Origin of the sequence: Streptomyces sp. NPDC097617 (assembly GCF_044761485.1) — a bacterium.
Lineage (GTDB): Bacteria > Actinomycetota > Actinomycetes > Streptomycetales > Streptomycetaceae > Streptomyces.
Map to the genome: position 1 here is coordinate 244,669 of NZ_JBIWCL010000002.1, position 13,128 is coordinate 257,796.

Genomic DNA, 13,128 nt, shown 5'->3' on the forward strand with positions numbered 1-13,128 from the left:
ACAATTCCCATCTTTACCAGAAATCGGGCAGGCTGTAGCGATAGGTGTTGGTCTGGTGCCAGTAGTGGTTGCCGTCCACCCATACGGCCACCCCCCGCAGGAAGCGCTGCACGCTCGGGACGGGGCAGGCGAGGGCGAGCTCGGCGGCCGCGGCCTCGAAGTCGTGCATGAGGTCGTTGTGGACCTCCACCGCCTTCAGGTAGGCCTCCTGCTCGGAGCGGGCCTCACGTTCGGCGATCACCACCGGCAAATTCAAATGCCTACCGGGACTGGCCAGTTCCTTGGTGTAGGAGTACAGGTCGTTGACAATCGTAGTGGCGTTGCCGGCGAGCGCGATGACCCGCTGCATGGCGGGCTGCGCGTGGAGGTCCGCAGGCAGCTCGTAGCCTCCGACCGCGTCGGTGATGGTGGGGCAGGGACGGAAGTTGTTGAACTGACGCATCGCCAGGTACTCCCACACCTCCGGGACGTACTCCGTCTGCGCCCAGGCCCCCTCGGCGAGGTAGCCCATGTGCAGTCGGGCCATGTCGTGCCGGTACCGGTCGGCCTGGGAGGCGGTCGTCGCCTGGAGGAAGTACTCCATGGCGGAGCGGTAGGCCCGCCGGGGTGCGTCCGAGAGCAGCGACGCCTCCCACTGCGGCGCGTACTCCTTCGTCGTGTGCAGGGCGTCGAGCGCGGTGTGGGCCAGCAGGAGCCGCCCGCCGAGGCCGACGGGCGAGCCGCCGTGGTCCTCGCAGTAGCAGTCGTCGACCGCGTTCTCGGCGACCATCAGCCGGGTGGCGAGCATCAGGTGCTCGACGCTGGGGGCGTCCGGATGGCAGGCGACCATGTAGCGCCCGACGGAGAAGCCGTCGAACTGGTCCTCCCAGTCCTCCGGGTACAAGGAGACCTCGTCCAGCGCCCAGGCCTTGACCCTGCGGCTGAGTTCCTCGACCCGCACGGAGTCGGGCTCCGCCACCGGGTGGTGGTAGAGGCCCGGGATCGGGTTGCCGGCGGCCGGCGCCGACGCGGCGGGCGCCGAGGTCTCGGCCTCGCTCCGGGACCAGTGCAGGCTCTCCGTGCCCAGGCCGCTGGGTCCGCGCAGGATCCGCTCGAGGGCGGCGCTCGGCTGCGGCGCGGCGACCGGGGCCGCACCTTCGTCGAGTACGGGTACGGATGCGGGTACGGGTGCCGGAGGGGACGCGGGCGTCAGTGCGGGGGGACCCGTGGGCAGGGCGGGCGGGGACGGGGGCGAGGGCCGGACGGGCCCGTCGCCGGCGGTGGGTTCGACGCCGGCGGCCAGGGCGTTGGCGAGGATGTGGGCCCCGAAGGAGGCCGCGGCGGCAGGCAGGCTCGACTGCAGAGGGGAAGGCCCAGGATCGGGCATCCGTAACTCCTTGGTGACGTCAGTGGGTTGTCCCGGATCCCGGGCATGCTCGGCGGGCCAGGACAGGCACAGGTCCTGGCTGTCGCGGCCGTCGGGCAGGTCCTCTTAGTCCCGCCTGCGGGCGATCTGCACGTTCTCCAGCACACCGAGCGCGTCGGGCACCAGGATGGCTGCGGAGAAGTAGGTGGTGACCAGGTAGGAGATGATCGCCTGCTCGCTGATCCCCATGAAGCGCACCGACAGGCCCGGTTCGTACTCCTCGGGGAGTCCGGTCTGGTGCAGGCCGATGACGCCCTGGTTGTCCTCGCCCGTACGCATGACGAGCACCGAGCTGGTGTTCTCCTTGCTGATCGGGATCTTGTTGCAGGGCAGGATCGGGACCCCGCGCCAGGCCGGGACCTGCTGGCCGCCGACGTCGACGTGGTCCGGGTAGAGCCCCCGGGCATTGAACTCGCGCCCGATCGCGGCGATCGTCCGGGGGTGGGCGAGGAAGAACTTGGAGCCGCGGCGGCGGCAGAGCAGCTCGTCGAGGTCGTCCGGGGTCGGCGGGCCGGAGTGGGTCTGGATCCGCTGCTTGAAGGCGGCGTTGTGGAGCAGACCGAAGTCCCGGTTGTTGATCAGCTCGTGCTCCTGGCGCTCGCGCAGCGCCTCGATGGTCAGCCGGAGCTGCTCCTCGGTCTGGTTGTGCGGCCCGTTGTAGAGGTCGGCGACCCTGGTGTGGATCCGCAGTACGGTCTGCGCGATGGAGAGTTCGTACTCGCGGGGCTTGAGCTCGTAGTCGACGAAGGCGCCGGGCAGGTCCGCCTCACCGGTGTGGCCGGCGGACATCGCGATCTCGGCCTCGCCGTGCTTGTTCTGGCGCTGCTGCGGGAGCATGCTGAACCGGTCGATGTGGGACTGGAGTTGCGGCGCCGCGGCGAGCACGGAGGCGAAGTCGGCGCGGGAGAGGGTGAGCAGGACACCGGGGGTCTCGGCGGTCGCCGTGTAGTCCCAGGTGGCGTCGGCGTCCAGGAGGGCGTTCTCGCCGAACCGGTCGCCGTCGGCGAGCACGGCGACGGCGACATCGTCACCGTACTTGCCCACGGAGGTCTGGCTGATCCGGCCGTGGGCGATCAGGTGGATCTGGTCGGCGGCGGTGCCGCGCTCGACGATGAGCTCACCGGCGCGGAAGTCGCGCTGGACGCAGCGGCCGGCGAGCGCGGTCAGCACCTCGTCGTCCTCGAAGCCGCGCAGCAGGGCCAGTTCGCCGAGCTCGCGCGGGATCACCCGGACGTTCGCGCCGTCCTGGACGAACTCGATGGTCCCGTCGCCCACGGTGTAGGTCAGTCGGCGGTTGACCCGGTAGGCGCCGCCCTTGGTCTCCACCCAGGGGAGCATCCGCAGCAGCCAGCGGGAGGTGATCTCCTGCATCTGCGGGGCGGACTTGGTCGTGCTGGCAAGGTTGCGGGCGGCCGCCGTGCTCAGGCTGGACTGCCGCGGCGGCTCCAGCTGCGCTTCCGGGCTGGTGTCAACGCTCATCGGGCGAGCTCTCCTTCGTAAGGGCGGTGACCGGCGCGTGCGCGCGTCACCGGAGAACGAGGAAAAAAGGGGGTGAATATCCGGGAATCCGTCCAGATCCGCTGGAACAGTAACGGCCGGGTACGCCCACTTGAGCCTGAAAACCGTTGGCATTAACTCAATGCAGTGATCTTGCCTCGCAGGTGGTTTGCCGGGGTTATGGATGATATTCGGCCTTACTCACGAACACGGCCGGAAAGCAGCGGCGGTGGGCGGCCATCGGCCGGAGCGTGCCCGGCCGCCACATCGCCGTCACCTCCAGCGGACCGACCGCCGGGCTCCGCACAGCGGTTAAGCCGAATGGGCGGTGGAGCCCGACGTTCGACGCGTCGGCCGTGGCCCCAGGGCGCGCGGGCCGCAGCCCACCAGGGCACGGCGGCGGCGACGGGCCGCCCGTCCCGATCGGTCAGAAGGTGGCGGCGGCCGCCGAGGAGCGTGGCGTGGGTACGCAGTGCGGCGGCGAACCACGCCTGCCGTATGCGGTCCGATCCGCCCGCGAACCAGGTCATGGCAGACCAGGGGCAGCGCGGGAACTCCCCGTAGTTCGAGCCCGTCCTGAACACGATCGGCGTACCCCTCTCCGGACCGGCAGGCCCCGCACCCGGCCCGATCGGGTGCGAGCCGACAAGGCGTACACCTCCCGCAAGAACCGCGCCTGCCTGCGCCGTCGCGGAATCCGCTGCACCATCCCGGACAAGCCCGACCATGCCCGCAACCGCAAGAAACGCGGCTCTCGCGGCGGTCGGCCGCCGAAGTTCGACCCGCAGGACTACAAAGCTCGGCACGCGGTCGAATGCGGCATCAACCGGCTCAAGAGACACCGGGCCGTGGCCACAAGATGCGACAAGCTCGCGGTCCGCTACGAGGCGACCGTCCTCGTCGCGGCCATCAACGAGTGGCTGTGACCACTCACACGGCGCGCTGCATGCACACCAGCTGAGCCCGCTCGTCCCACGAGTCGGAGACGGTGAAACCGATCCGCTCGTACAGGCCGATGACGTCGGCCCGCCAGGCCCAAACCGACAGCCGAACCATGCCGACGCCGCTTTCCACAGCATGTGCCAACGCGGCGCTGACCAGGCCGGATGCGATGCCCCGGCCCCGGAATGACGGGTCCGTCCAGAGCCTCTTGACCTCGCACTGCCCGCTGACGGGGGCAGTCACCACCAGGCAGCCCACAGCAGTGTCCCCACTCAACGCGACCAGCACGACGTCATCCACGAACGCTGTCTGCGGATCCAGGACCTCTGCTCGGTAGCGGTCTGGCAACCCGTCCACGTCCGTGACGGCCTCGCCCTTCTCGGCCTGCGTTTGCAGATGGTAGGCGGCCAACAACTCGGCCGGCCCGCCCTCGGCAGAAGGATCCTGACCTGGCCAGTGGCCGACGACAACCCCGCGTTGATCAGTCATGCCGCCAACATCGCATGCCGCAAGACGGAGCCCGAACCAGCACCTTGATCCACTTTGAACACACGCCCTGGTACACCCTGCTGATTTCCCGGCCCAGGAACCGAAATGATCACGTTTGGCGTCTTCGCTCTCACATGGCCGGCCAGGAAGAGGAGAACCTGACGTGAAGACCCAGGGCGCATCACCGTCCCGCCGCGCACTGCTGACCGTAGGAGCGGGGGCGGCACTGGCCGCCACGCTGCCGGCCGGCGCGGCCCGCGCCGCGTCCCGGCACGGCGAGGGGGATGTCGTGGCGCGACTGCGCGGACTGGAGCGCGAGTACGGGGCACGGCTGGGGGTGTACGCGCGGGACACCGCCACTGGCAGGACCGTGGTCCACCGGGCCGACGAACTGTTCCCCATGTGCTCGCTGTTCAAGACGGTCGCCGCGGCCGCGGTGCTGCGCGACCTCGACCACGACGGCGCCCATCTCGCCCAGCGCATCCACTACACGCTCCAGGACGTCACGGACGCGGGCGGCGGATCGATCACGGAGAAGCCCGAGAACATCGCGGGCGGCCTGACCGTGGCCGAGCTCTGCTCCGCCGCCATCGCCCAGAGCGACAACGCGGCCGGCAACCTGCTGCTGCGCGAGCTCGGCGGCCCCACCGCGATCACCCGCTTCTGCCGCTCGCTGGGCGACCGCACGACCCGGCTCGACCGGTGGGAGCCCGCGCTGAACTCGGCGGAGCCGTCGCGGGTGACCGACACCACCAGCCCCCGCGCGATCGGGCGGACGTACGCACGGCTCGCGCTCGGCGACGCGCTGGACTCCGGGGACCGGGAGCAGCTGAAGCGGTGGCTGCTGTCCAACACCACCAGCAATGACCGCCTGCGGGCCGGTCTGCCGAAGGACTGGGCCGTCGCGGACAAGACGGGCGCCGGATCGTACGGGACGAACAACAACGTGGGCGTCGCCTGGCCCCCGGGACGCCCGCCGGTGGTCCTGTCCATCCTGTCGACCCTGCCGGAGGCGACGGCGGCGCGCGACAACACGCTGATCGCCAGGGCCGCGAAACTGCTGTCGGACGCGCTCGTCTGACGGTGGTCCGGATCCGCGGGCCCCGGTGTCAGTGCCCCCGGGCACACTGGTGACCATGCTCGCGATCACGGTCCTGACCGAACCCGGCCCCCGGCACGTACGGCCCGCCGAGGGGGAACTCGCCGCGCTGGTCCACCGGATCGGCGGTGAGGGCGACCGGTTCCTCGTCGTCCAGACCATCCCCGACCTGCCCGACGTCTTCATCCAGGTGTGGCACGCCGCCGGCGGTGCCTACACCCTGGAGCACCGGGCCGGCAGCCCCGAGCGGCACTTCGGTACGTCGGTCGACGGGCCGGAGTCCGTGATCGCCACCATGACCGCGTGGGCGTCCGGCCGGCCGGACGGCTGGGACGCCGGGCAGGTCTGGGAGCGCGCGGATTTCCCGCCCGTACCGCCGGTGCCCCCGCTCGAACTCGACGAGGAGGAGCGGGGGCTGCTGGAGGACCGGGTCCGCACGGTGCTGGCCGGTGGGTACACGACACGGGACCGGCTCGCCGAACTGGCCGAGGACTACCTCGTGTCCGGGGACCGCAGGCCCCTCTCCCGCGCCCAGGCCGCGGCGCTGGCCGACCGGATGTGGCTCGAACGGGTCGAGGAGCAGGCCGGCTGGGAGGGCGAGACCGATCCGGAACGGCTGTCCCGGGCCTTCGCCGAGCTGGACGCGGCGGGCATCACGGCCCGCGAGAACTTCACCTGCTGCCGCGGCTGCGGGGAGGCCGAGATAGGCGCGGAGGGCGGGCCGGGGGCCCGCGGCTTCGTGTACTTCCACGACCAGTGCACGGACGCGGCGGCGGCCGGCCACGGTCTGTCGCTCCTGTACGGCGGCTTCGACGGCGCCTCGGCGACCACCGCCGCCGTCGGCCGCGAGGTCGTCGCCGCCCTGTCCCGTGCCGGCCTGCCCGCGCAGTGGGGCGGCGACCCGGGCCGGGCCATCACCGTCACCCCGCTGACCTGGCACAGACGGCTCGTGGGCTAGCGCGTCTCTTGCGGATCACCGCACAGCGTCGTCGTTCGTCCGACGGTGGCGCAGGCCGTCCAGGTTGAGGTCGAGGAGGCGTTCGGCCTGGGCCCGCTGCTCGGGGCCCGCCGAGGTGAGGGCGATACCGGCGAGCGCGGCGAACATATCGGTCGAGCTGATGTCGGACCTGATCGCATCCGCGGCGGTGCAGGCCTCCATGAGCGAGGTGAGGGCGTCCTGGATCAGCCGGCGGCTGTCGGCGTACGGATTGCTCCCCGCCGCGAGGACGGCTCGCATCGCGTCGGCCATGCCCATCTTGGCGGTGGCGTAGTCGATGAAGCGGCGCGTCCAGGCGCGCAGGGCCTCGTACGGCGGCAAGGTCTCCAGCAGGGTGGGGACGCAGTCGCACAGGCGGGCCACCTCGTTGCGGTAGGCCGCCTCGATCAGGGCCTCCCGGGTGGGGAAGTTGCGGTAGAGGGTGCCGGTGCCCACCCCGGCTTCCTTGGCGATCCGGTCGAAGTGCGCCTCCAGCCCCTGCTCGGTGAACACGCGCACCGCGGCGGCCAGGATCTTGTCCCGGTTGCGCTGTGCGTCGGCCCTCAGCGGGCGTCCTGCTTCTGCGGCCATCAACGGCTCTCCCTGCTCCCCGCTTGCTAAGTGGAGGAGCCTCCACTTAGTGTGAGCTGAAGTGGCGGCGCCTCCACTTTCACTCTAGGGCATGCCCTCGGCCTGCCCCGTTCCTCCTGCGAAAGGACTCCCGCCATGTCGGGAATCGAAGGCAAGATCGTGGCTGTCACCGGCGCCGGAAGCGGCATCGGCGAGGCCACCGCCCTCCTGCTCGCCGAGCGGGGCGCGAGGCTGGTCCTCGGCGCACGCCGCACGGAACGCCTGGAAGCACTGACCGCCCGGATCCAGAAGGCCGGCGGCCAGGCCGCCTGGATCCGCACGGACGTCACCCGGCGCACCGATCTGGTCGGCCTCGTCGACCTGGCACGCGAGCGCTTCGGCGGGCTCGACGTCCTCGTCAGCAACGCCGGGGTCGGGCTGATCTCCCCGCTCGACGACCTGCGCGTCGACGACTGGGAGGAGATGATCGACGTCAACCTCAAGGGCGTGCTCTACGGGATCGCCGCGGCGCTCCCCGTCTTCCGGGAGCAGGGCAGCGGACACTTCGTCAACACCGTCTCCACCGCCGGACTGCGCGTCGTGCCGCTCCAGTCGGTGTACGCGGGCACCAAGAACGCCGTGCGCACGATCTCCGAGGGGCTGCGCCAAGAGGCCGGGGACAGCTTGCGCGTGACCGTCGTATCGCCGGGGGCCGTCCGTACGGACTTCACGGAGCGCATGGACCCGCAGGCCCGGGCCCGGATCGACCGGATGATGGAGACCGCGCTCTCGCCGGACGCGGTGGCGCGTGCCATCGCCTTCGCCATCGAGCAGCCGGACGGGGTCGACGTGGGCGACATCGTCGTGCGGCCCACTGCGCAGGCCTGACGGGGGACCGGCTCCGGCCCGGTCGGCCGGTGGCCCCGGTCCCCCGACGGAGCCGGTCCTACGGGGCCATCTCGTACGCGCCGGACAGCGCCTCGACGCGCGCCCAGACGTGCGCCGCGCGGGCCTCGTCGACGACCGGACGCCGGACCGCGCCGAGCGCCCAGTCCTGCTGGGCCGCGGTCGCGGAGTCCTTGCCGTACAGCTCGACGGCGTGTCCGGAGAAGTCGCGGACGAGGACGGAGAACAGCTCGTCGAGCACGGACTCGTCCAGGTCCGTCAGGCGGGCCTGCTCCAGGACCAGCTGGCCGTAGACGACCAGCGCGAACAGCTGGCCCACGGAGAGGAGGAAGTCGAGGTCGCGGCTCTGCTCCTCGTCCGGGGCGACGGTGGCCACGAACCGGCAGAGGGCGTCGGCCTGCTCGCGGAACAGGGCCACATTCGGCACCGCGGCGTACGCGTCGTAGGCGGTCCGCCAGTCGTGGAAGCGTACGGAGCCCAGGCCCCGGGCCGGTCCCTGCTGGAACAGGAAGGCGTCGTCGGCCGCGTCGAGGCGGGTCGGCACCTCGGGGTACTCGGCCGGGTTCAGCAGGTGGTTGTGCATGAACTTCAGGATCAGGGCCAGGTTGACGTGGACCGTGCCCTCGAGCTTGGGGAGCCCGCGGATCTCGATGGCCGCCTGCGCGAAGTAGTTGTCCTTCTCGAAGCCCTTGGCGGCGATGACGTCCCACATCAGGTCGATGACCTTCTCGCCCTCCGTGGTCACCTTCATCTTCGTCATCGGGTTGAACAGCAGGTACCGGCGGTCGTCCGGGCCGGCGGTGCGGAAGTAGTCGACGGCGCGGTCGCTGAACAGCTTCATCCCGACCAGGCGGACGTACGCGTCGGCCAGCTCCCGGCGCACGTGCGGGAAGGCGGTGACGGGGCGGCCGTAGAGGACCCGGTTGTGCGCGTGGGTGACGGCCTCGTACATCGCGTGCTCGCAGATGCCGATGGAGGCGGTGCAGAGGTTGAACTTGCCGACGTTGACGGTGTTCAGGGCGGCGTCGAAGGCGGCCCGGCCGGTGTGCAGGACGTCCTCGGCGCGGACCGGGTAGTCCTCGAGGCGGAACTCGCTGACGTACTTGGAGGAGTCGACGACGTTCTTCACCAGGTGGTACGCCGCGTGGCGGCTGTCGGCGGCGAAGAAGACATAGCCGTCGGGGCCCTCGATGTCGGTGCGGCGGCCGAAGACGGAGACGAGGCCGGCCGCGTTGCCGTTGCCGATGTAGTACTTGGAGCCGGTGGCGCGGAATCCGCCGACGCCGTCCTCGTCGATGGACGGCTGCAGCAGCATGTCGGTGGAGTAGATGTCGGCGCCGTGCGTCTTCTCGGACAGGCCGAAGGCGAACACCTCGCCCTCGGAGAGGAGCTGCGCGGCGCGGTCGCGGGCTTCGGCGTTCTCGCTCTGCCAGACCGGGCCGAGGCCGAGGATGGTGACCTGCCAGGCGTACCAGTAGTCGAGGCCGTAAAAGCCGAAGATCTCGTTCAGCGCCGCGATCCGGGCGGTGTCCCAGCGCTTGTCGGACTCTCCCTCGCCGGCGGCGGCGGCCGGGGTCAGGAAGGTCGCGAAGAGCCCCTCCTTCGCGGAGAAGGCGAGGAAGTCGGCGAGCCAGGCCCGGGAGCGGTAGTCCTCGATCAGCCGGCGCTTGCCGCGGCTCTCGAACCAGTCGACGGTGGCGCGCAGCAGCCTGCGGGTCTCGGGGTCGAAGTGCGCCGGGTCGTAGGTGTTCGGGTTGAAGAGCAGGGCGTCTGCCATGGAGGTTCACCTTCCGAGGGGTTGGAGGATCGGGAGCCGGTCATGTGCGTGGGGGGGGCGGTGCGGCGGCGGCGCGGTGCGATTCGGGGGGCGGTGCGGGTCAGCCGGTGGCCGTCGGCGGGTGCCCGCCGAGCCGGTGCAGGGTGGCGAGGACGTCGTCGAGCCAGGCGATCGTCATCCGCTCGTACGCGATGCCGCCGCGCAGCACCACGTGCTGGAGCTCCTGGCCGGCGTCGAGGGGGGCGGGGGCGTCCGGCCCGGTGAAGTCGCGCAGTTCACCGGCGAGGTAGCGGGTCAGCCGGTCGCTGTGCGCCCGGTGGTGACGCTCGACCTCGTGGATGAGCGCCGCAGGATCGTCGAAGGCCACGCCGCGGATCTTGACGGCGAGGTCGTGGCGGAGGCTCTCGGGTTCGATCGGCTCGTGCAGCCATCCGGCGAGAGCGGCGCGGCCGGGGGCGGCCACGGAGTACTCCTTCTTGTCCGGTCGGCCCTGCTGCGGGACCTCGCGGACGGCGAGCAGACCGTCGCGCTCCATGCGCCCCAGGACGCGGTAGATCTGCTGGTGGGTGGCGGTCCAGAAGTAGCCGATGGACCGGTCGAACCGGCGGGCCAGCTCGTAGCCGGAGCCCGGCTTCTCCAGCAGGGAGACGAGGATCGCGTGGTCGAGCGCCATGCCACGATCTTTCTATGCAACTCGTTGCATAGACAAGCGGGAGCGATCAGGTGAGACGCGGCTCACCCGCTCCGTCGGTCCCGCCCGGTCAGGGCGGGGGCATCAGACGCTTGCGTGCGGTGTGCGCCGACGGGTCCCGCGCCCCTTCCAGGAGTACGCGGACCCGGGTGAGGCTTTCGGCCAGCTCGGGCGACGTGGCCGCGAGCAGCTTCAGATCGGTGCGGCCGTCCAGTTTCTGGGACCACAGGACTCCGCGTCCCAGCTCCAGCAGTTCCAGGGCCTGCGCCGGGTCTCCCTGCGCCAGCTGGTCGGCGGCCGCGCTCGTGGCCAGACCGGAACCGGCCGCCTTGAGCCGGCCCTCCTGGCTGAGGCGGTCCAGCCCGCGCCAGGCGGCGAGCGGCAGCAGCCGCACGGCCAGGGAGCTCGCCTCCGCAGCCTCGGCCGAGCCGGGGTTCAGCTGCCCGCTCTGGGCGCTCCAGTAGGACGCCGCGTGCAGCCTGCTGAAGGCGGGGGCCGCCTCCCGGTGCGCGGCGAGCCGCCAGGCATCGGTGGACCTGCGCCAGAGCGGGGCCGCATCACGCTCCGCATCCGCCGGACCGGACGCCGACGGATTGTCCCTGATGTGGACGGCCCACTGGCGCAGCGTCGACGCCAGCCAGATCAGCACCCGGTGCGTGCCGCTTCCGCCCCGTGCGGCGGCCGCCTCCAGGATGTCCACGGCTTCCTCGAGGCCGTCGGTGGAGCCCTCGACTCCCGCCCGCCCGGTCAGGATTTCCACCTGCGGGAGCCAGTGCGGATCGCGCGGTGCGCGCCGCCGCAGTACGGAGGCCGCCTCGGTGAAGTCCTCCACCCGGTTCAGGGCGAGGCCCTGCCTGGTCAGGGCATGGACCCGGTGCAGCGCGAGCGTGGGGCCCTCGTCGTCGCGGCGGGGCAGGAGCCGGTCCGCGTCCTTGAAGAACCACACGGCCCGGACGATGTCCTCGGCCGCGCCGAAGTATTCCCAGCGCTCTGCCAGCATTCGGCCGTACTGGCTCAGGGCGATCCCGCGGCCGTGGCCGTAGCTCGCCTGCCCACTTGAGACCGCCCAACCCCATGTACGGGTGTACGCCTCCGCCTCCTCGCTGACCCGCACGGCCCCGTGGAAGTCGTCCAGGATGCGCAGGTAGGTGAAGCGCGTGTGGAGGACGTCTCCGAGGCTCATCAGGATGGATGCCTTCGCGCCCTTGTTCATCCGCGGCCAGGGTCCGGCCCCTTCGGTGCTCCAGGATTCCCGCCACAAGCGCCGCAGCCTTCGGCGCCTCGACATCCTGGGGGCCGCGTCCGCGGCCCGGCACAGGTCCCAGGCCTGCCGGTAGGCGGTGATCGCGTCGTCCACGTCCTGTTGGTCGCCACGTTGCTCGAAACGCTGCACGAGCGCCTCCCCGAGCACGCTCCGGTCCAGGGCCTCCGCTTCCCAGGTGGTGGACGGTTCCATGAGCGTGCCCCGGGCGAGGTCGACGGCCCGGTCCAGCACCGCGGGGTCGTGGAGCACCTTCGCACACTCGAGGAGGGCGAGGACCCGCGTTCGCCCCATCACGTCGCGCCCCCAACGCGACAGGCGGCTGTCCCGCTCGGCAACGCCGTCCATCTCGCGGATCAGCTCCGCCAACGCCTCCGCGTCCTGTCGTTCCACGGCCCGGAAGAGGCGCCCCATCAGGGGCCGCCAGCGGAAATGGAACGAGGCCGCGTAGCGGAGATCTCTCATGAGCACGCTTCCACCGTCCTCAGCTGGGTCAGGGCCGCTGTTGCCACCTCGACGGTCGTCGCGCCGGTCTTGAGCAGGATCTTCCCCTCGCCCACCCGGGTGACGGTGCCGCAGAGCCGGCCCGTGGCGGGCGTCGTGAGCTCCACCGCGGGGGGTTTGGCGCTCGGCCCGTACCAGGTGGCGGCGAGGGCGGCCACGAGGAACAGCGTGCAGGTGAGGGTCGACGCGACGCCGAGCCGCAGGGCCCGCAGGGCGTCCCCGACCTCCAGGTGTTCCACCGCCGCACGGGTGGCCCGGGGTCCCAGCGGTTTCGGTTTCAGCGGTCCGTGGGCCGCCCGGTTCAGCAGGTACGCGCCCCAGGCCCCGCACAGCAGGGCCACGAGCAGCAGGCACCCCACCACGACGGCCCAGGTCTTGTCGAGCTGTCCCACGTCGGACCGGCCCTTGATCAGGCCGAAGCCGACGAGTCCGGCCATGAGCGCGCCGGCCGCGTTGCGCCACCCCAGGGCGGCCGCCCGCAGTCTGGGCAGCGCTTCCCTGGCCTGCCGGTTGCGCTCCTGGGCGGCCAGGAGGTCCTGCGCGCGGGCCGGTGGGCCGGCGCCGATCCGCGGGGGAACCCGGGGAGTGGTCATGACAGGGTCAGGGTCCAGAAGGCCCCGCAGCCCGTACGGTCCTCGGGACGGCCGTCGTGCGTGCCCGGGCAGTCGCAGCTGATCGGGAACGGAGGGTTCGCCGTGGCCGCGGAGGTGGGTGCGGGCGACGGAGCGGGGGCGGCCGCGGGCTGCGCCGCGGACCGGCGGGCGCCCAGCAGGGCGCGGTAGTCCGGTTCGAAGAGCGGGACCGCCAGCGCCGCCCCGCAGCGCGGGCAGACGCAGGTGAGGGTGTAGTCCTTCCCCTTCACGTGCGCGACATCGTGGTTCGCGACCACGTCCTGGGCATAGCGGGGGTCCGTCGTCTCCTCGTAGGGGACGGGCTGGTGGCTGTGCGGTATCAACTGCGGTGTCGTCATGCCGCTTCCTCGCTGCCTTCGGTGGCGCTCGGTCGGTCCGG

At 71.4% G+C, this 13,128-nt stretch carries 13 protein-coding genes; 4 read left to right on the top strand and 9 right to left on the bottom strand.

Annotated features, from left to right (window positions below):
* Positions 1-13: 13 nt before the first annotated feature.
* Both ACIQZO_RS04395 and ACIQZO_RS04400 read right to left on the bottom strand, forming a co-directional pair.
* Entirely contained in the window at positions 14-1,366 is a 1,353-nt protein-coding gene (locus ACIQZO_RS04395; RefSeq protein WP_403619908.1) for a family 2 encapsulin nanocompartment cargo protein terpene cyclase, read from the bottom strand.
* 105 nt (positions 1,367-1,471) lie between these two features.
* Positions 1,472-2,884, bottom strand: a complete 1,413-nt coding sequence (locus tag ACIQZO_RS04400) for a family 2B encapsulin nanocompartment shell protein (protein WP_403619911.1) — start codon at positions 2,882-2,884, stop codon at positions 1,472-1,474.
* 653 nt (positions 2,885-3,537) lie between these two features.
* Between ACIQZO_RS04400 and ACIQZO_RS04405 the strand changes: the two genes are divergently transcribed.
* Positions 3,538-3,828 (top strand): transposase, encoded by a 291-nt coding sequence (locus ACIQZO_RS04405; protein WP_403619914.1) that lies wholly within the window; start codon positions 3,538-3,540, stop codon positions 3,826-3,828.
* Positions 3,829-3,832: 4 nt separating this feature from the next.
* Here the strand turns inward: ACIQZO_RS04405 and ACIQZO_RS04410 are convergent, their stop codons facing one another.
* The gene (locus tag ACIQZO_RS04410; RefSeq protein ID WP_403619917.1) at positions 3,833-4,333 is read right to left on the bottom strand and encodes a GNAT family N-acetyltransferase; all 501 of its coding nucleotides are present in this window, start codon (positions 4,331-4,333) and stop codon (positions 3,833-3,835) included.
* Between the two features lie 163 nt (positions 4,334-4,496).
* Between ACIQZO_RS04410 and bla the strand changes: the two genes are divergently transcribed.
* Positions 4,497-5,414 (top strand): class A beta-lactamase, encoded by a 918-nt coding sequence (gene bla, locus ACIQZO_RS04415; protein WP_403619920.1) that lies wholly within the window; start codon positions 4,497-4,499, stop codon positions 5,412-5,414.
* A gap of 55 nt (positions 5,415-5,469) precedes the next feature.
* On the top strand, positions 5,470-6,390 hold the full coding sequence (locus tag ACIQZO_RS04420; RefSeq protein ID WP_403619923.1) for a DUF6891 domain-containing protein: 921 nt from the start codon (positions 5,470-5,472) through the stop codon (positions 6,388-6,390).
* 15 nt (positions 6,391-6,405) lie between these two features.
* On the opposite strand, the gene ACIQZO_RS04425 is transcribed toward ACIQZO_RS04420, so the two are convergent.
* Complete coding sequence (locus ACIQZO_RS04425; protein WP_403619926.1) at positions 6,406-6,999, bottom strand: TetR/AcrR family transcriptional regulator; 594 nt, start codon at positions 6,997-6,999, stop codon at positions 6,406-6,408.
* A 135-nt stretch (positions 7,000-7,134) separates the two neighbouring features.
* Here ACIQZO_RS04425 and ACIQZO_RS04430 point away from each other — a divergent pair, with 135 nt between their 5' ends.
* Positions 7,135-7,866 (top strand): SDR family oxidoreductase, encoded by a 732-nt coding sequence (locus ACIQZO_RS04430; protein ID WP_403619929.1) that lies wholly within the window; start codon positions 7,135-7,137, stop codon positions 7,864-7,866.
* A 58-nt stretch (positions 7,867-7,924) separates the two neighbouring features.
* On the opposite strand, the gene ACIQZO_RS04435 is transcribed toward ACIQZO_RS04430, so the two are convergent.
* The 5 genes from ACIQZO_RS04435 to ACIQZO_RS04455 form a co-directional block, all read right to left on the bottom strand.
* Entirely contained in the window at positions 7,925-9,661 is a 1,737-nt protein-coding gene (locus ACIQZO_RS04435; protein ID WP_403619932.1) for an acyl-CoA dehydrogenase family protein, read from the bottom strand.
* A 100-nt stretch (positions 9,662-9,761) separates the two neighbouring features.
* Positions 9,762-10,334 carry a PadR family transcriptional regulator gene (locus ACIQZO_RS04440; protein ID WP_403619934.1) on the bottom strand — a complete coding sequence of 191 codons (573 nt, stop codon included), beginning with the start codon at positions 10,332-10,334 and terminating at the stop codon, positions 9,762-9,764.
* 88 nt (positions 10,335-10,422) lie between these two features.
* Complete coding sequence (locus ACIQZO_RS04445) at positions 10,423-12,078, bottom strand: hypothetical protein (protein WP_403619937.1); 1,656 nt, start codon at positions 12,076-12,078, stop codon at positions 10,423-10,425.
* A complete protein-coding gene (locus ACIQZO_RS04450; RefSeq protein WP_403619940.1) occupies positions 12,075-12,710 on the bottom strand; it encodes a hypothetical protein in 636 nt (211 codons plus the stop codon). The genes ACIQZO_RS04445 and ACIQZO_RS04450 overlap by 4 nt, the downstream gene beginning before the upstream one ends.
* Positions 12,707-13,087 (bottom strand): hypothetical protein, encoded by a 381-nt coding sequence (locus ACIQZO_RS04455; RefSeq protein WP_403619943.1) that lies wholly within the window; start codon positions 13,085-13,087, stop codon positions 12,707-12,709. The genes ACIQZO_RS04450 and ACIQZO_RS04455 overlap by 4 nt, the downstream gene beginning before the upstream one ends.
* Between the last annotated feature and the right edge of the window lie 41 nt (positions 13,088-13,128).

Excerpts from the sequence above, each read along its gene's own strand:
- ACIQZO_RS04395 (WP_403619908.1), bottom strand. The coding sequence starts at position 1,366 with ATGCCCGATCCTGGGCCTTCCCCTCTGCAGTCGAGCCTGCCTGCCGCC.
- ACIQZO_RS04400 (WP_403619911.1), bottom strand. The coding sequence starts at position 2,884 with ATGAGCGTTGACACCAGCCCGGAAGCGCAGCTGGAGCCGCCGCGGCAG.
- ACIQZO_RS04445 (WP_403619937.1), bottom strand. The coding sequence starts at position 12,078 with ATGAGAGATCTCCGCTACGCGGCCTCGTTCCATTTCCGCTGGCGGCCC.
- ACIQZO_RS04435 (WP_403619932.1), bottom strand. The coding sequence starts at position 9,661 with ATGGCAGACGCCCTGCTCTTCAACCCGAACACCTACGACCCGGCGCAC.
- ACIQZO_RS04455 (WP_403619943.1), bottom strand. The coding sequence starts at position 13,087 with ATGACGACACCGCAGTTGATACCGCACAGCCACCAGCCCGTCCCCTAC.
- ACIQZO_RS04430 (WP_403619929.1), top strand. The coding sequence starts at position 7,135 with ATGTCGGGAATCGAAGGCAAGATCGTGGCTGTCACCGGCGCCGGAAGC.
- ACIQZO_RS04440 (WP_403619934.1), bottom strand. The coding sequence starts at position 10,334 with ATGGCGCTCGACCACGCGATCCTCGTCTCCCTGCTGGAGAAGCCGGGC.
- ACIQZO_RS04410 (WP_403619917.1), bottom strand. The coding sequence starts at position 4,333 with ATGACTGATCAACGCGGGGTTGTCGTCGGCCACTGGCCAGGTCAGGAT.
- ACIQZO_RS04450 (WP_403619940.1), bottom strand. The coding sequence starts at position 12,710 with ATGACCACTCCCCGGGTTCCCCCGCGGATCGGCGCCGGCCCACCGGCC.
- ACIQZO_RS04420 (WP_403619923.1), top strand. The coding sequence starts at position 5,470 with ATGCTCGCGATCACGGTCCTGACCGAACCCGGCCCCCGGCACGTACGG.
- ACIQZO_RS04425 (WP_403619926.1), bottom strand. The coding sequence starts at position 6,999 with ATGGCCGCAGAAGCAGGACGCCCGCTGAGGGCCGACGCACAGCGCAAC.